We start from the raw sequence: 17,499 nt of genomic DNA on the forward strand, positions 1-17,499 counted from the left end.
GCCGCCGTCACCCGGTGCGCCGGGGGCGGCCGGTGGGTACGCCCCGACGCAACTCGTGTCGCAGCAAGGCCCGGAAGGGCCCCGGCCTCCCGGACCGCCTGGTCCGCCCGGAGCACCGGGGACGCCCGGGGCGCCCGGGACGCCGGGCGGGGTGCATCACGCGGCGACGATGTTCGCGGACCCAGGGCAGGGCGGTCAGCCGCCGAGGCCGCCGGGCCCGCTCGGTACTCCTGGCGCCCCGGGTACTCCGGGCGCGCAGCCGGGTCCTCCGCAGCCTCCCGGGCCCCCCGGTGCGCCGGGTGCGCCGGGTACGCCGCCCGGTGGGGTGCATCACGCGGCGACGATGCTCGCCGGTCCGAATCCGTCGGGTCCGCAGGCCCCGCCCGGCATTCCGGGTCCGCCGGGACCTCCCGGGCCGCCGCCCTCGTACGGCTATCCGCCGCAGCCCACCGGGCTGCCGACGGTCGGCCCCGGCTATCAGGCCGTGCTGCGCTACCGCGCCCCCGACGGGTCCGAGGCGCAGCTGATCCGTCGTTCCGCGCCGGGCACCCCGCATCCGGAGTGGCAGATCCTGCATGAGCTGCGGGCCATGAACGTGCCGCCGCAGCAGGTGCTCGAACTGCACACGGAGCTGGAGTCGTGCGAGCTGCCGGGTGGTTACTGCGCGCGGATGATCAGGGAGACCTGGCCGCAGGTGCGGATCACCAGCGTCGCCCCGTACGGCCAGGACCACGCGAGCAGGCAGCAGGGCATGCAGCATCTGCTGACCCACCAGGGCGAGTTGCACCAGGTCGCTGACGGTCCCGCGCGGCCGGCCCCGGTGCGTGCGCCGCTGCCGCCCGTACCGCCCGTGCCGCCGATTCCGCCGGAGGGCGTCGCGCAGGAGCTGATGGCGGCCTTCGGTCCGCAGGGCATCTGCCGCTACGACCAGCGTGCGGTGTCGCGGCAGGGCGTGCCGGAGGCGGTGGCGCTGACGATGGTGTGGGCGGGGCTGCCGGCCGACTTCGGCCCGTTCTTCTGGGCGCAGCCGGCTCAGCCGGTGGTGCCGACGCTGGCGGAGCTGGCGGCGCAGCGGCAGGTGCAGGCGGCGCCGGACGCCGGGTCGTACCTGGTGATGGGCAGCGACTTCGGCCGTGCGCTGTGTGTGCAGTACGGCACGGCGCACATCATGGCCGTACCGGTGGAGGCGGGGCCCGGCGGCCAGTCGGCGCCGCCGCAGTTCGTGAACACCGGGCTGCCGGAGTTCACCCGGTCGCTGGCCCTGCTGGGACGGATGTGGCGGCTGCGGTTCGGGCTCAATCCGGAGCAGGCGGGCCGCTGGACCGTCGACTTCCAGGCGCAGCTGGCCGCGCTGGATCCGGCGGCGCTGGCGTCGCCGGAGAGCTGGTGGTCGGTCCTGCTCGAACAGATGTGGGACGGCTTGCTCTGACCTGACCCATGCGTTCCGGTCCGACCGGGGCCCTCGCCGCGTTTCGCGGTGGGGGCCCCGGTCGTTTTTGGACGTTCTCGACCGGCCTCCGACCGGCCGTTCCGGCACGCGGACCGGATGCCGCATCCTTGAAGAATCAGATGGGCGGAGTGTCGCATTATGCGTATTTCGCTTTGATCCAGCAGGATGTGCGCCGGATCGCGTTGTGCGCCCCGTGTCGGAGGAGGGTTTCAAGGATGAGTCCGCCACCCCTGTCGTCTCATGGCTTCGTGCCCGTCCGGGGGCGTGGTTACCGCCCCGAGCAGGTCGACCGGCAGCTGGACGAGCTGTCCAGGGACCGGGACGAGGCGTGGGAACGCGCCGCGCGCCTCACCGTCCTCGTCAAGCGGCTGGAGGCCGAGGCCGAGGAGCTGCGTGAGCGGGTTTCGGCCATCGAGCCGCAGACGTACGAGTCGCTGACCGACCGGGCCAGGGAGATCGTGGCGCTCGCCGCCGACGAGGCGCAGGACGTCCGGGTGGCGGCTGCCGAGGAGGCGCAGGCGGTACGGGACGCCGCCGGGGCAGCGGCGCGCGCGTCCGGCGATTCGGCGCGGGAGTGGGCGGACGCGCTGCGCGCCGAGGCCGACGCGTACGCGGAGGAGCTGCTGGCGGCGGCGCGCAGGACGGCCGACGACGAGCGGATCGGGGCGCGGCGCGAGGTGAAGGCGCGGCGTACCGAGGCGCTGGCGGTGCTGAAGGAGACGCGGCAGCGTACCCACGACGTGCTGGAGGGTCTGGAGAAGGGCCACGCGGAGCGGCTGGCCGCGCAGGAGCGCGACGTCGCGGAGCGTGAGGCGGCGCTGGAGGCGCGGCACGCGCGCCAGGTGGCGCGGGCGAAGGCGGGTCTTGACGAGGCGCAGCGGACGTTCGCCGAGGCGGGGGAGCAGGCGCGGCACCGCCAGGAGGACACCAGGGACCGGGCGGCGGAGCTGCTGGCGCAGGCGGGGGCTGCCGCTGACCGGGTGATCAGGGACGCGGAGCGGGTGGCGCGGGAGCAGGCGGAGTACGGCGAGGAGCTGCGGGCGCACCTGCGGCACGTACGCAACAGCCTGGCGGCGCTGTCGGGGCGTGCGCCGGTGTCGTCGTCGGAGGAGTGAGCGCGGCCGTTTCGGCGCGGCGGCTCAGCTGTCGCTGTCGTCCTGGATGATCGGGAAGCGCCGGGGCGCGACGAACAGCAGGACCAGCAGGGCGACGGCCGCTGCCGCCGCGGCGCCGACGAAGACGTGGTCGACGGCGGCTGCCACGGCGTGCCGCAGGTAGTCCGCCGCCTGCGTGGTCAGCGCGGCCGGGTCGTCGAGGGCGCGCGATATCGCGTCGACGTCGGTGGGGAGCCCGCCGGTCGGCGCGGCGGCGAGGCGCGCGGCCAGCACGCTGTTGGCGACGGCGCCGAACAGCGCGGCGCCGACGCTCTGGCCGATCTGGCGGCAGAAGAGGATCGAGGCGGTGGCCGTGCCGCGTTCCGACCAGCCGACGCTCGACTGCACGCCGATGATCAGCGGCAGTTGGAAGAGTCCGAGCGCCCCGCCGAGCAGCAGCATGACGAGCGCCGGCTGCCAGGCCTGCCCGGGGAAGGGCAGGAAGGGGAAGGCGAGCAGGAAGACCAGGGCGAGGCTGATGCCGACGACGCCGGTGAGCCGGAAGCCGATGCGGTTGTAGACGCGGTTGGACAGCGCGGCGCTGACCGGCCAGCTCAGGGTCATCGCTGACAGTACGAAGCCGGCGGCGATCGGGCCGAGGCCGAGCACGGACTGGGCGTAGGTCGGCACGAACACGGTCGGGGCGACCATCAGCAGACCGAGCGCGCCGAGTGCCAGGTTCACCGCTGCGATGTTGCGGCGCCGCCACACCCAGCCGGGGATGATCGGTTCGGCGGCGCGGCGTTCGATGACGACGGTGGCGCAGGCGAGGACGGCGGTCGCGGCGAACAGGCCGAGCGAGGGCGCGGAGAGCCAGGGCCAGGCGACACCGCCCTGGACGAGCGCGGTGAGCAGCAGGGCGCCGGTGGCGAAGACGGCGAGGGCGCCGGCCCAGTCGATACGGGCCTTCCTGGGGCGTACGGCGTCCCCGCCGCCGGTGGCGGAGGCGCCCGTACGGCCGGTTTCCCGCAGGTGCCGGACGATGAGCCAGAGCGCGGCGGCGCCGACCGGCAGGTTGATCAGGAAGATCCAGCGCCAGTCCAGGTATCCGGCGAACAGCCCGCCGATGGCGGGGCCCGCGACGGACGACGTGGCCCAGACCGTGGAGAGTTTGGCCTGGATCTTGGGGCGTTCCTTGAGCGGGTACAGGTCGGCCGCGACGGTCTGCACGGTGCCCTGGATGGCGCCGCCGCCGAGCCCCTGGACGACGCGGAACGCGATGAGCGCCGCCATGCTCCAGGCGGTCGCGCAGAGCACCGAGCCGACGAGGAAGAGGACGATGCCGGCGATCAGGACCGGCTTGCGGCCGAAGGTGTCGGAGAGCTTCCCGTACACCGGCAGGGTGACGGTGACGGCGAGCAGATAGCCGGAGAACAGCCACGAGAAGATCGACAGCCCGCCGAGGTCCCCGACGATCTGCGGGACGGCGGTGGCGACGATCGTGCCGTCGAGGGCGGCGAGCGCCATGGCGAGCATCAGCGCGGCGACGACCGGGCCGCGTCCGGTGGGTGCGGCGGTGGCGGTCGCCGTCCCGGATATCGCTTCGGTGCCGCTCACAGCATCCCTTCCCCGTACAGGTAGTTCCGCCGCCACCTTCTCATCCGCCGTGTTCTCCACCCAAGGGCTCACCTCACGGGTGGAGACCCCTAGGGGCTTGTCCTTACTGCGTTCCATGGGCCGTTCGTCCCGGTGGATGAGGTGCTGCCCACCCTTGTGTCCTTACCTTGTTCTTACGGCGACGGCGGGGACCAGAACGGGGGCCCGCCGTAGTCGGGGGGTGGGGAAAACCCCAGGTGAAGTGTGCGCTGAGCACCAATGCGCCGGGGTGCCCCTGACCAACAGACTGATGCGGCGGACCGAATCGGCGATCCGCGTCAGCGAGCTTGACCAACGAACGTGACCGACGAACGTGACCGACGAACCGATCGACATTGGAGATTCACCGTGACAACGGCTGTGAGCATTCCCAGGCACGGGGGCACTGGAGGGCGTACGGCGGTCGCGGCGCGAGCGCGGCAGGTCGTCAAGGCGTACGGGGCGGGGGAGACGAGAGTGGTCGCGCTCGACCATGTCGATGTGGACATAGCGCGGGGGCAGTTCACGGCGATCATGGGCCCTTCGGGCTCGGGCAAGTCGACGCTGATGCACTGCCTCGCGGGGCTCGACACCGTCACGTCCGGGGAGATCTTCCTGGACGAGACGGAGATCACGAAGCTGAAGGACAAGCACCTGACGCAGCTGCGCAGGGACCGGATCGGTTTCATCTTCCAGGCGTTCAACCTGCTGCCGACGCTCAACGCGCTGGAGAACATCACGCTGCCGATGGACATCGCGGGGCGCAAGCCGGACGCCGCGTGGCTGCGCCGGGTGGTGGAGACGGTGGGGCTCGCCGATCGGCTCAAGCACCGGCCGACGCAGCTGTCGGGCGGTCAGCAGCAGCGGGTCGCGGTGGCGCGGGCGCTGGCGGCGCGGCCGGAGATCATCTTCGGTGACGAGCCGACGGGGAACCTGGACTCGCGGGCCGGCGCCGAGGTGCTGGGCTTCCTGCGCCGCTCCGTGGACGACCTGGGGCAGACGATCGTGATGGTGACGCACGACCCGGTGGCCGCTTCGTACGCGGACCGGGTGCTGTATCTCGCGGACGGCAGGATCGTCGACGAGATGCTGCGGCCGACGGCCGACGCGGTGCTGGACCGGATGAAGGACTTCGACGGCCGGGGGCGTACGTCGTGACGATCCTCAAGACCTCGATGCGCAACTTCCTCGCGCACAAGGGAAGAATGGCGCTGTCCGCCGTGGCGGTCCTGCTGTCGGTGGCATTTGTGAGCGGCACGCTCGTCTTCACCGACACGATGAACACGACGTTCGACAAGCTCTTCGCGCAGACGTCGGCCGATGTCACGGTCAGCCCCAAGTCGGCGGCCGGCGCGTCCGACATGCCGGACAACGGCAAGCCCGAGTCCCTGCCGGCCTCGACGGTCCAGCAGGTCGCGAAGGCCGAAGGGGTGAAGTCCGTCGAGGGCGCCGTCTCCAGCATGAGCGTGACGGTCGTCGACGCGAAGAACAAGAACATCGGCTCGACCAGCGGCGCCCCGACGATCGCCGGCAACTGGACGCGTAACGACCTGCGTTCCGTGGAGGTCACCTCGGGCCACGCGCCGCGCGGCCCGACCGAGGTGATGATCGACAAGGACAGCGCCGACAAGCACCATCTGAAGCTTGGTGACGAGCTGCGCACCATCTCCGTCACGGGTGACTTCACGGCGCGGATCGCCGGTCTCGCCACGTTCAAGGTGACCAACCCGGGTGCGACCGTCGTCTACTTCGACACGGCGACCGCCCAGCGTGAACTGCTCGGTGCCACAGGGCAGTTCACCCAGCTCAACGTGACGGCCGACGAGGGTGTCGGCGACACGGTGCTGAAGAGGGACGTGGCGGCCGCGCTGCCCGGCGCGTACAAGTTCCAGACGCAGCAGGAAGCGGCGGACGCGAACCGCGACGACATCGGTTCGTTCCTCGACGTGATGAAGTACGCGATGCTCGGCTTCGCCGGGATCGCCCTGCTCGTCGGTGTCTTCCTCATCGTCAACACCTTCTCGATGCTGGTCGCCCAGCGCACCCGGGAGATCGGGCTGATGCGGGCGCTCGGCTCCAGCCGTAAGCAGGTCAACCGCTCGGTGCTGGTGGAGGCGGTCCTGCTGGGGATCGTCGGATCCCTCGCGGGGGTCGCCGCGGGCGTGGGTCTCGCCGTCGGGCTGATGAAGCTCATGTCGGCCGTCGGTATGGAGCTGTCCACCGGGGACCTGACCGTCAAGTGGACGACTCCCGCCGTCGGGATCGCGCTCGGCGTCGTCGTCACCGTCCTCGCGGCGTACATCCCGGCGCGGCGGGCGGGCAAGATCTCGCCGATGGCGGCGCTGACCGACGCCGGCACCCCGGCGGACGGCCGTTCGGGACGGATCAGGGCCACGATCGGCCTGGTCCTCACGGCGGCCGGCGGTCTCGCCCTCTACACGTCCACGCAGGCCGACAAGGCCGGCGAGGGCTCCACGTACCTCGGCCTCGGCGTGGTCTGCACGCTCATCGGGTTCGTGGTGATCGGCCCGCTGCTCGCCGGCGTGGTCGTCAGGGCGCTCAGCACGGTCGTGCTGCGGATGTTCGGCCCGGTCGGCCGGATGGCGGAGCGCAACGCGCTGCGCAACCCGCGCCGTACGGGAGCGACGGGCGCGGCCCTGATGATCGGCCTGGCCCTGGTGGCCTGCCTGTCGGTCGTCGGCTCCTCGATGGTCGCCTCGGCCACCGACGAGCTGGACAAGTCGGTCGGCGCGGACTTCATCGTCCAGTCGAACACCGGCCAGCAGATCGTCCCGCAGGCCGAGGCGGCGCTGAAGAAGTCCCCGGACATCGCCCGGATCACCGACTACAAGGTCCTCGACGCCAAGCTGACGTCCCCGGACGGCAAGACGGACAGCGACGAGGTGGTCGCGGCCGACCCGTCGTACATGAAGGACCTGCGCCGTGAGACCACGGCGGGCACCCTGTCCGGCGCGTACGGCAAGAACGCGATGTCGGTCGGTGACGACTACGCGAAGCGGCACGGTGTGAAGGTCGGCGACGAACTGACCGTCGCCTTCAAGGCCGGCAGGACGGCCAAGCTGAAGGTCGCGGCGATCACCTCGGACGACACGAGCGTCGACCAGGGCGCGAAGTACCTGAACATCACCACCGCCCAGCAGTACGTGACGCCCGACAAGATGCCGAAGAACACGATCATGTTCGCGGCCGCGCAGGACGGCAAGGAGAAGGAGGCGTACAAGGAACTCAAGTCCTCGATGGCCGCCTACCCGCAGTACAAGGTGCAGGACCAGACGGACTTCAAGCAGGACCTGAAGGACCAGATCGGCCAGCTCCTGAACATCGTCTACGGCCTGCTGGCCCTCGCGATCGTCGTCGCGGTCCTGGGCGTGATCAACACCCTGGCCCTGTCGGTCGTCGAACGGACGAGGGAGATCGGCCTCCTGCGCGCCATCGGCCTCTCCCGCCGCCAGCTGCGCCGCATGATCCGCCTCGAATCGGTGGTCATCGCCCTCTTCGGCGCCCTCCTGGGCCTCGGCCTGGGCATGATCTGGGGCACCTCGGCCCAGAAACTCCTGGCCCTGGAAGGCCTCGGAGTCCTGGAGATCCCCTGGCCCACGATCCTGGGAGTCTTCGTCGCCTCGGCCTTCGTAGGCCTGTTCGCAGCCCTGATCCCGGCATTCCGCGCGGGCCGGATGAACGTGCTGAACGCGATCGCGACGGAATAACCCCGCCACGGACGCCCCACCCACCGGCCCGACGGACGCACCGGCGCCCGCCGGGCCGGCGGTGTGCCCGGGGGCGGGTGGTGCCCGCGGCGCGGGGGGTGTCGGGGGGTCGTACGCTTGAGGACCCCGGCCCGTGAGACGTGTCGGGTCATTCGCGTTGCCCCTCCCGGGCGTCGCCCCCACCCGGAAACCGGACGGAAGCACCCTTCATGAGCCTGCACGGTCTGCTGGACGCCGTTGTACGAGACCCGGCGCTCGCCGAAGCGGTGAAGGCCGCCACCGACGGGCACCGGATGCATGTCGACCTGGTCGGGCCGCCCGCGGCGCGGCCGTTCGCCGTGGCCGCGCTGGCCCGGGAGGCCGGGCGGCCGGTGCTGGCGGTGACGGCCACCGGGCGGGAGGCGGAGGATCTGGCGGCGGCGCTGCGGACGCTGCTCGATCCGGACACCGTGGTGGAGTACCCGTCGTGGGAGACGCTGCCGCACGAGCGGCTCTCGCCGCGCTCCGACACCGTGGGGCGGCGGCTCGCCGTGCTGCGCAGGCTCGCGCACCCCGCGCTGGACGACCCGTCGGCGGGGCCGGTCAGCGTCGTCGTGTCGCCCATCAGGTCCGTGCTGCAGCCGCAGGTCAAGGGGCTCGGGGAGCTGGAGCCCGTGGCGCTGCGCAGTGGCGGCAGCGCCGATCTGAACGAGGTGACGGAGAAGCTCGCCGCCGCCGCCTACGCGCGGGTGGAGCTGGTCGAGAAGCGCGGCGAGTTCGCCGTGCGGGGCGGGATCCTGGATGTGTTCCCGCCCACCGAGGAGCATCCGCTGCGGCTGGAGTTCTGGGGTGACGAGATCGAGGAGATCCGTTACTTCAAGGTCGCCGACCAGCGGTCGCTGGAGGTCGCCGAGCACGGTCTGTGGGCGCCGCCCTGCCGGGAGCTGCTGCTGACGCCGCAGGTCAGGGAGCGGGCGGCGGCGCTGGCCGAGCTGCATCCGGAGCTGGGCGAGCTGCTGGGCAAGATCGCCGAGGGCATCGCGGTCGAGGGCATGGAGTCGCTGGCGCCGGTCCTCGTGGACGACATGGAGCTGCTGCTGGACGTGCTGCCGGCCGGTTCGATGGCGCTGGTCTGCGACCCCGAGCGGGTGCGGACCCGGGCCTCGGACCTGGTGGCGACGAGCCAGGAGTTCCTGCAGGCGTCCTGGGCCGCCAGCGCCACCGGCGGCCAGGCGCCCATCGACGTGGGCGCCGCGTCCCTGTGGGGCATCGCGGACGTCCGGGACCGGGCCCGTGAGCTGGGCATGATGTGGTGGTCGGTCTCGCCGTTCGCCGTGGACGAGGAGCTGGGCGCCGACGCGCTGACGCTCGGGATGCGCGCCCCCGAGTCGTACCGCGGCGACACCGCACGCGCGCTCGCCGACACCAAGGGCTGGCTCGCCGACGGCTGGCGCACCGTGTTCGTCACGGAGGGCCAGGGCACGGCGGCCCGTACCGTCGAGGTGCTGAGTGGCGAGGGCATCGCGGCCCGGCTCGACACCCCCGAGTCGACCGGCGGCCGCGGCCTCGCCGACATCACCCCGTCCGTGGTGCACGTGGCGCGCGGCTCGATCGACTACGGCTTCGTGGACCCCGCGCTGAAGCTCGCCGTACTCACCGAGACCGACCTGTCCGGCCAGAAGGCGGCCGGCAAGGAAGGCGTGCGGCTGCCCACCAAGCGCCGCAAGACCATCGACCCGCTGACCCTGGAGGCCGGCGACTTCATCGTCCACGAGCAGCACGGCGTCGGCCGGTACGTGGAGATGGTGCAGCGTACGGTCCAGGGCGCGACCCGTGAGTACCTGCTCGTGGAGTACGCCCCCGCCAAGCGGGGTCAGCCCGGCGACCGGCTGTACATCCCCACCGACCAGCTGGAGCAGGTCACCAAGTACGTCGGCGGCGAGGCCCCGACCCTGCACCGGCTCGGCGGCGCCGACTGGACGAAGACCAAGGCGCGCGCCAAGAAGGCCGTCAAGGAGATCGCCGCCGACCTGATCAAGCTGTACTCGGCGCGGATGGCGGCGCCCGGCCATGCCTTCGGCCCGGACACCCCCTGGCAGCGCGAGCTGGAGGACGCCTTCCCGTACGTGGAGACGCCCGACCAGCTGTCCACCATCGCCGAGGTCAAGGAGGACATGGAGAAGACGGTCCCGATGGACCGGCTGGTCTGCGGCGACGTCGGCTACGGCAAGACGGAGATCGCGGTGCGCGCCGCGTTCAAGGCCGTCCAGGACGGCAAGCAGGTCGCCGTGCTCGTCCCGACGACGCTGCTGGTGCAGCAGCACTTCGGTACGTTCTCCGAGCGGTACGCGCAGTTCCCCGTCGTGGTGAAGTCCCTGTCCCGCTTCCAGTCGGACGCGGAGGCCAAGGCGACGCTCCAGGGGCTGCGCGAGGGGTCCGTCGACATCGTCATCGGTACGCACCGGCTGTTCTCGTCCGAGACCAAGTTCAAGGACCTCGGTCTGGTCGTCGTGGACGAGGAGCAGCGGTTCGGCGTCGAGCACAAGGAGCAGCTGAAGAAGCTGCGCGCCAACGTCGACGTGCTGACGATGTCCGCCACCCCCATCCCGCGCACGCTGGAGATGGCCGTCACCGGCATCCGCGAGATGTCGACGATCACCACCCCGCCGGAGGAGCGCCACCCGGTGCTCACCTTCGTCGGGCCGTACGAGGAGAAGCAGATCGGCGCCGCCGTACGGCGTGAACTGCTGCGCGAGGGCCAGGTCTTCTACATCCACAACCGGGTCGAGTCGATCGACAGGGCGGCGGCGCGGCTGCGCCAGATCGTGCCCGAGGCGCGGATCGCGACGGCGCACGGGCAGATGGGCGAGACCGCGCTCGAGCAGGTCGTGGTCGACTTCTGGGAGAAGCGCTTCGACGTGCTGGTGTCCACGACGATCGTGGAGTCCGGCATCGACATCTCCAACGCCAACACCCTCATCGTGGAGCGCGGCGACAACTTCGGCCTGTCCCAGCTGCACCAGCTGCGCGGCCGGGTGGGCCGTGGCCGCGACCGCGGCTACGCGTACTTCCTGTACCCGCCGGAGAAGCCGCTGACGGAGACGGCGCACGAGCGGCTGGCGACGATCGCCCAGCACACCGAGATGGGCGCCGGTATGTACGTCGCGATGAAGGACCTGGAGATCCGCGGCGCGGGGAACCTGCTCGGCGGCGAACAGTCCGGGCACATCGCGGGGGTCGGCTTCGACCTGTACGTACGCATGGTGGGCGAGGCGGTCGCCGACTACCGCACGGCGGTCGACGGCGGTGTGGAGGAGGAGCCGCCGCTGGAGGTCAAGATCGAGCTGCCGGTCGACGCGCACGTGCCGCACGACTACGCGCCGGGCGAGCGGCTGCGCCTCCAGGCGTACCGCTCGATCGCCTCCGCCAACTCCGAGGCCGACATCGCCGCCGTACGGGAGGAGCTGACCGACCGCTACGGCAAGCTCCCGGAGCCGGTGGAGAATCTGCTGCTGGTCGCGGGGCTGCGGATGCTGGCGCGGGCCTGCGGGGTCGGCGAGATCGTCCTCCAGGGCGCCAACATCCGCTTCGCTCCGGTGGAGTTGCGGGAGTCGCAGGAGCTGCGCCTCAAGCGGCTGCATCCCCGTACGGTCATCAAGCCGGCGGCGCACCAGATTCTGGTGCCGCGCCCGACGGCGGGGAAGATCGGCGGAAAGCCGGTCGTCGGGCGTGAACTGCTGTCGTGGACCGGGGAGTTCTTGGCGACCATTCTGGGTTCTTGACCATTACCTGAGCTGTTTCTGAGCTGTTCGGGGTTGATTCCTGAGCGGCTCATGAGGTTCACGTTCGCTTGTTGGACACCTGCGGTTCGCTGTGACCACGTTGAGTTGCGGTGGCAGCTGAAACGTACGTACGGGTCCGGACAGGCGAGTGACATGCAGCAGGTTGAGGGAGCGACGGCGGACGTACGGCGGGTGCCGCAGCCCGCGATGGTCGGGACCGGTCCCGGGCCGCAGCCACTGGAGCGGCCCGGGACCGCCGCGCCCGCGCGGCGCCCCCGGCTCTTCGTGATCGACGGGCTGCGCCTGGTGGCCGCGCTGCTGGTGGCGCTGCACCACTACACGGGCACGGCGCGCGCCGACCGGCCGGGCAACCTCATCTGGGGGCGGCCGGTCTCGGAGATCTTCCCTGACCTGTTCCCCGTCGCCGCCTACGGCTGGATCGGCGTCGAGTTCTTCTTCGTCATCAGCGGCTTCGTCATCTGCATGTCCTCCTGGGGGCGGCGGCCGAGGGACTTCTTCGTCTCCCGGGTGATCCGCCTCTACCCGGCGTACTGGTTCGCCGTCGTCTTCACCACCGTGGCCCTGACGGTCGCGCCCGCCGTCTTCCCCGCGCTGAAGCCCACGCAGGTGATCATCAACTTCTCCATGCTGCAGCAGGGCCTGGGGATGCCGCACGTGGACGGGGTGTACTGGACGCTCTGGTCCGAACTGCGCTTCTACCTGATCTTCCTGATCGTGGTGGCGACCGGCCTCACCTACCGCAAGGTCGTCATCTTCTGCTGCGTGTGGGGCGCCGCCGCCGCGTTCGCGGCGAAGTCCGGCATACCGCTGCTGCTGACGCTGGCCGACCCCGACTCGGCGTGGTTCTTCATCGCCGGGCTCGCCCTGTACCTGATGCACCGCTTCGGCCAGGACCTGCTGCTGTGGGGCGTCCTCGGGCTCTCCTGGGTGATGTCGCAGCACGACCTCGTCACCCGGGTGCGCTTCGAGGACGTCTCGACCTGGACCGGATCGCTGGTCCTCTACACGGCGTTCCTGCTCGTCATGCTCGGCGTCTCGCTCGGTCTGACCGATCGGATTCGCTGGAAGTGGCTGACCACGGCGGGCTCGCTGACGTACCCGTTCTACCTGGTGCACTACGCGGTCGGCGTCACGGCGCTGCACTATCTGCACGACCGGGTCGACCCGCGGCTGCTGGTCGCCGGGCTGCTCGTCGGGATGCTCGTCATGAGCTGGCTGATCCACAGTCTGGTCGAGCGGCCGCTGGCGACGTTCCTCAAGAAGGGCCTCACGGCGGCCTTTTCACGATTGGGTCCCGTTCCGGTGCGCTGATCGGTACCGAACGGGGCATACGTCTGTTCGTGCGGACTCTCGGGAACAGCATCACGCGAACATGCCTCGGCGGCGGCGCCGTTGCCCTCTCCGTCCTTCTGCTGACGGGCTGCAAGACGGAGCTGGGCGGCGACATGGGCTCACCAGGGGCGTCGGCCCCCGGCGGCGGCGGGGACGCCGACAGCGGCGCGCACGCGCCCAGCGGCACGTTCGGCGTCAGCCCCCTCGACAACCCGGACGGTACGAAGCGGGGCCTCGCGCCGCTCACCTCGGCCGCCGACAAGAAGGCCGCCCGCAAGCTCATCGACAAGGTCGACACCAAGGGCCGCGGGCCCAAGACCGGTTACGAGCGGGACGAGTTCGGCTACGCGTGGAAGGACGGCGTCGACAAGGTGCCGCTGTCCAGGAACGGCTGCGACACCCGTAACGACGTACTGAAGCGCGACGGCCTGAAGGCGGAGTTCCGCTCGGGGTCCGACTGCATACTCGCCTCGATGACCCTGCACGACCCGTACACCGGCAAGACGATCAAGTGGGTCAAGGCCAAGGCCACCGCCGTACAGATCGACCATGTGATGCCGCTGTCCTACGACTGGCAGATGGGCGCGGCGCACTGGAGCGAGTCGAAGCGCGAGCAGATCGCCAACGACCCGCTGAACCTCATGCCGGTCGACGGCTCGACCAACGGCTCCAAGAGCGACTCGGGCCCGGCGTCCTGGCTGCCGCCCAACAAGCAGATCCGCTGCTCGTACGCGGTGCGGGTGGCGCAGGTCTCCGTCAAGTACGACCTGCCGGTGACGTCGGCGGACAAGAAGACGATGCTCGCCCAGTGCGGCGGCTGAGCATCGTCCCAGGTCCGGCGGACGGAGACACCGCCTAGAGCTTGTCGAGGTCGAGGATGTCCTTGCCGGTCGGCACCTTCGCGCCGACCGGCTCGTCGAAGCCGCTGAGCACCGCGGTGCCCGGCTCGTCGCCCGTGGTGACCAGCTTCAGCAGGTACGGCTTGCCCTCCGTGGCGACGTACACCTTGTACTGGCTCTTGCCGTCGGACTCCGTGAGCGTGATGGCCGGCCGGCCGTCCACGCTCGCCAGTGGGCCCTTGCGGGCGACGGTGTCCTCGCCCTCGAAGTCGCCCAGCAGGGTGTCCAGGTCGCAGAACGTCGCGAACTCCTTGCCCTCGTCCGACGTGGCGGAGGTCTTCACCCAGCGCCCCGCGAGCATGTCGACCGTCGCGTCCGTCTCGGCCTTGGAGTCGTTCTTTCCCTGCGCCCGGACGAACTTCTCGTCGAACTTCATGTAGACGGTCTTGCCGACCTTCGACAGGACGACCTTGCCCTCGTCGTTGAGGGACACATGGCCCGCGCAGTCGCCCTTGGCGCTGACGGCCATGGTGAAGAGCACATGGCCCTCGGTGGGGTCCTGGATCTCGGCCTGCATGGTCAGCGACGTGGCGGCCCGGGTGACCTTCAGCGACTTGTTCACGATGTCGGGACCCGAGTCACCGGCGAACGGGACCGGCTTCTTGGCAGCGGCCGAGCCCGATGCGCCGGCCGACGAGTCCGGGCCGGCGCCCTTGCTGTCGGTGGCCGGTCCACAGCCGGCCAGGGCGACGACGGCGACCGCGCAGCCGAGGCCGATGGCGCTGCGTCCGTGACGGCGGAAAGCGGCGGGAGAAGGCATGCGGTGTCTCCGATGGAGTGGGATGACGGGTCGTCGCGGATAGCGATGTGTTAATAACAGCAGAGTCTGTGAACCGAGTCAACAGCGACTAGTCAGGTGGCCCGGTCTCGTGCTGTGAATCCGGATTTCCCGGTCCCGACGGTATGCTCGGTGACACATCAGTCCGCGCCGTGAGGAGCAGCCAGGTGCCCGAGAGCGCAGCAGAGGTGACGGCCGCCGGAATCGCCCGGCTGGCCGGAGTCGGCCGGGCCGCGGTCAGCAACTGGCGGCGCAGGCACGCCGACTTCCCCCGGCCCGTCGGCGGTACGGAGACCAGCCCCTCCTTCGCCCTGCCCGAAGTCGAGCAGTGGCTGCGCGACCAGGGGAAACTCGCCGAGGTTCCGCTCCGGGAGCGGGTCTGGCAGGAGCTGTCGGGCGACCCGGCGGGCGCGCCGACCGCCCTCGTACGAACCGGCTGCGTCCTGCTGCTCGTACGGGAGCGGCCCACCGACTGGCTCGGTCTGGCCGGGGCGTCGGACACCCGGCTCGCCCAACTGCTGCCCGTCGCCGTCGAAGAGGTGCTCGCGCCGCGCTTCGGCGGCACGGCGGGGAGAGCTGTTCACACCCCCACCGCGCGCGAACTCCAGTCGTCCGCCGCCCTGTTGCGCGGCGCCGCCGAACTCGCCGCCGAACTCGGCGCGCACCGGACCTTCGAGTTCCTGCTCGGCCGGTATCTCGACGCCAACCCCCGGCAGTACACGCTCACCCCGCCGGGCGCGGCGGCGCTGATGGCGGCGCTGGCGGGGACCACGGGCAGGGACGTGACCGTCCTCGACCCCGCCGCCGGCACCGGCACCCTGCTGCGCGCCGTACCGCACCCCAGGGCGCTGTACGGGCAGGAGGCAGCCCCCGAACTCGCCGCGCTCACCGGTCTGCGGCTCGCCCTGAGCAGCGGCGCCGAGGTCGGGGCGCGGACCGGCGACTCGCTGCGCGCCGACGCCTTCCCCGGGCTCACGGTCGACGCCGTCCTGTGCCACCCGCCGTTCAACGAACGCAACTGGGGCCATGACGAACTCGCCTACGACCCGCGCTGGGAGTACGGGTTCCCGGCCCGCACCGAGTCCGAACTGGCCTGGGTGCAGCACGCCTTGGCCCATCTGCGGCCCGGCGGCACCGCCGTCCTGCTGATGCCGCCCGCCGCCGCCTCCCGCCGCTCGGGGCGCCGGGTGCGCGCCGATCTGCTGCGCCGTGGCGCGCTGCGCGCCGTCGTGGCCCTCCCGGCGGGCGCCGCGCCGCCCTACGGCGTCCCGCTGCACCTGTGGGTGCTGCGGCGCCCGGGCGACGGGCAGCGGTCGTCCCCCGAACTGCTGCTGGTGGACTCCGCCGGGCACCCGGACGGCGGTGGCCGTGGCCGCGAAGGCCTGGACTGGGCGACCGTGCACGCCACCGTCACGAACGCCTGGCGCGCCTTCGACCAGGACGGTGGCGCCGTGGACGAGCCGGGGGTCAGCCGGGCCGTGCCCGTCATCGACCTCCTCGACGACGACGTGGACCTGGCGCCCGCCCGCCATCTGCCACCCCCCGCCGCGGGCGGCGGCGCCGCCGAACTGGCCGACGTACGCGACCGGTTGGCCGAGGCGCTGCGGCGCACCGTCGAGCTGACCCCCGCACCGTCGGGGACGGCGGGGGACACGCGGCCCCGGCGCCCCGGCACCACCGTCGGTGAACTCGCCAGGGCCGGCGCCCTGGAGCTGCGCGCGGGCGGCGCCGGTACGGGCCCGGCGGGGCCGGTGCGCGTCCTCACGGAACACGACGTCGTCGCGGGCACCGAACCCTCCGGCACCCTGCCCGAAGGGCCCGGCGAAGAGCCCGTGCTGGTCCGGGCCGGTGACGTCGTCGTCCCCGTCCTGGGCGGCGGTTCGGTGGCCCGGGTCGTCGACGGGGCGACGGCCGGCGCTGCCCTCGGCCGCAACCTCCAGCTGCTGCGCCCCGATCCGGCGGCGCTCGACCCGTGGTTCCTCGCCGGGTTCCTGCGCGGCACCGCCAACAACCGTCAGGCCAGCAGCTACGCGTCGACCGCCGCCCGGCTCGACGTACGCCGTCTCCAACTGCCCCGGCTGCCCCTGGAGGAGCAGCGGCGGCACGGCGAACACTTCCGCGCGCTGGCCGAGTTCGAGGGTGCGCTGAGGCTCGCGGGACAGCTGGGGGAGCGGCTGGTCCAGGGCCTGTACGACGGGCTGACGGACGGTTCCGTACCGATGTGATCCGGCCGACAACGGTTCGGTACAACCAGGCGACCGCTGTCGGTGTCGGTGTATACGCTCGTACCTCCGCGTCCTCGTACTCAGGCCCGTCAGGAGCAGCAATGCACGGCCCCGTGCCGCCCTCAGCGCCCCGGCCCCCGTCCTCGCACGGCGTGGTCGTCACGATCAGGGTGCTGTGCACCGCGTCTGCCGTGCTCACCTGCGGGATCCTGTCCTGCGTACCGCTGTTCCGGGTCGCGCTGGTGCGGGGCCGCTGGTTCGACTGGACGGCGTTCGCCGCGAGCCTCCCGCTGGGCATCGGCGCGTTCGCCGTGGTCGGTTCGCTGCCCGAGTCGGACCCCAGGACGGACGTGGCGCTCATCTTCGTGATGCTGCTGGGCGCGGTGAGCGTCGCGTACTACCTGATCTTCGACATACGCAGGTTCAACCGCCCGCCCGCGCCCGTGGGTTACGTCCCGGGTCCCGCGGGCTACCCGCAGCCCGGCTACGGATATCCGCACCCGCAGGGCACCACGGCCCCGGTGCGGCCGCAGGGCCGGCCCGTACCGCAGCAGGGCCCGCTGCCGACGCCCCCGC

The 17,499-nt window shown here is 71.6% G+C and carries 11 protein-coding genes; 9 read left to right on the forward strand and 2 right to left on the reverse strand.

Going from position 1 to position 17,499, the window contains the following annotated elements:
- Both HY68_RS45120 and HY68_RS14680 read left to right on the forward strand, forming a co-directional pair.
- Positions 1-1,429: SUKH-4 family immunity protein (locus HY68_RS45120; protein ID WP_041988916.1), on the forward strand; the 1,429-nt coding region annotated here is incomplete at its 5' end.
- Between the two features lie 236 nt (positions 1,430-1,665).
- A complete protein-coding gene (locus HY68_RS14680) occupies positions 1,666-2,565 on the forward strand; it encodes a hypothetical protein (protein WP_041988918.1) in 900 nt (299 codons plus the stop codon).
- 24 nt (positions 2,566-2,589) lie between these two features.
- On the opposite strand, the gene HY68_RS14685 is transcribed toward HY68_RS14680, so the two are convergent.
- On the reverse strand, positions 2,590-4,080 hold the full coding sequence (locus HY68_RS14685) for an MFS transporter (RefSeq protein WP_107070183.1): 1,491 nt from the start codon (positions 4,078-4,080) through the stop codon (positions 2,590-2,592).
- A 468-nt stretch (positions 4,081-4,548) separates the two neighbouring features.
- On the opposite strand from HY68_RS14685, the gene HY68_RS14690 reads away from it, so the two are divergent.
- The 5 genes from HY68_RS14690 to HY68_RS14710 all read left to right on the forward strand — a co-directional run bounded on the left by HY68_RS14690 (position 4,549) and on the right by HY68_RS14710 (position 13,842).
- Positions 4,549-5,337, forward strand: a complete 789-nt coding sequence (locus HY68_RS14690) for an ABC transporter ATP-binding protein (RefSeq protein WP_041988920.1) — start codon at positions 4,549-4,551, stop codon at positions 5,335-5,337.
- Positions 5,334-7,907: an FtsX-like permease family protein gene (locus tag HY68_RS14695; RefSeq protein WP_041988921.1), complete on the forward strand. Its 2,574-nt coding sequence runs from the start codon at positions 5,334-5,336 to the stop codon at positions 7,905-7,907. Before HY68_RS14690 ends, HY68_RS14695 begins: the two co-directional genes overlap by 4 nt.
- Before the next feature lie 209 nt (positions 7,908-8,116).
- Entirely contained in the window at positions 8,117-11,668 is a 3,552-nt protein-coding gene (mfd, locus tag HY68_RS14700; protein WP_041988923.1) for a transcription-repair coupling factor, read from the forward strand.
- Positions 11,669-11,821: 153 nt separating this feature from the next.
- Positions 11,822-13,000 (forward strand): acyltransferase, encoded by a 1,179-nt coding sequence (locus HY68_RS14705; protein WP_107070086.1) that lies wholly within the window; start codon positions 11,822-11,824, stop codon positions 12,998-13,000.
- A 134-nt stretch (positions 13,001-13,134) separates the two neighbouring features.
- Entirely contained in the window at positions 13,135-13,842 is a 708-nt protein-coding gene (locus tag HY68_RS14710) for an HNH endonuclease family protein (RefSeq protein WP_078863932.1), read from the forward strand.
- Between the two features lie 34 nt (positions 13,843-13,876).
- Here HY68_RS14710 and HY68_RS14715 read toward each other — a convergent pair whose 3' ends face one another.
- A complete protein-coding gene (locus HY68_RS14715) occupies positions 13,877-14,680 on the reverse strand; it encodes a hypothetical protein (RefSeq protein ID WP_041988925.1) in 804 nt (267 codons plus the stop codon).
- A gap of 185 nt (positions 14,681-14,865) precedes the next feature.
- On the opposite strand from HY68_RS14715, the gene HY68_RS14720 reads away from it, so the two are divergent.
- Together HY68_RS14720 and HY68_RS43750 are read left to right on the forward strand one after the other, a co-directional pair.
- Positions 14,866-16,923 carry an N-6 DNA methylase gene (locus HY68_RS14720; RefSeq protein WP_241778577.1) on the forward strand — a complete coding sequence of 686 codons (2,058 nt, stop codon included), beginning with the start codon at positions 14,866-14,868 and terminating at the stop codon, positions 16,921-16,923.
- A gap of 101 nt (positions 16,924-17,024) precedes the next feature.
- Positions 17,025-17,499, forward strand: a 475-nt coding sequence (locus HY68_RS43750) for a hypothetical protein (RefSeq protein ID WP_052457095.1), incomplete at its 3' end; no start/stop codon positions are given.

Origin of the sequence: Streptomyces sp. AcH 505 (genome assembly GCF_000818175.1) — a bacterium.
Lineage (GTDB): Bacteria > Actinomycetota > Actinomycetes > Streptomycetales > Streptomycetaceae > Streptomyces.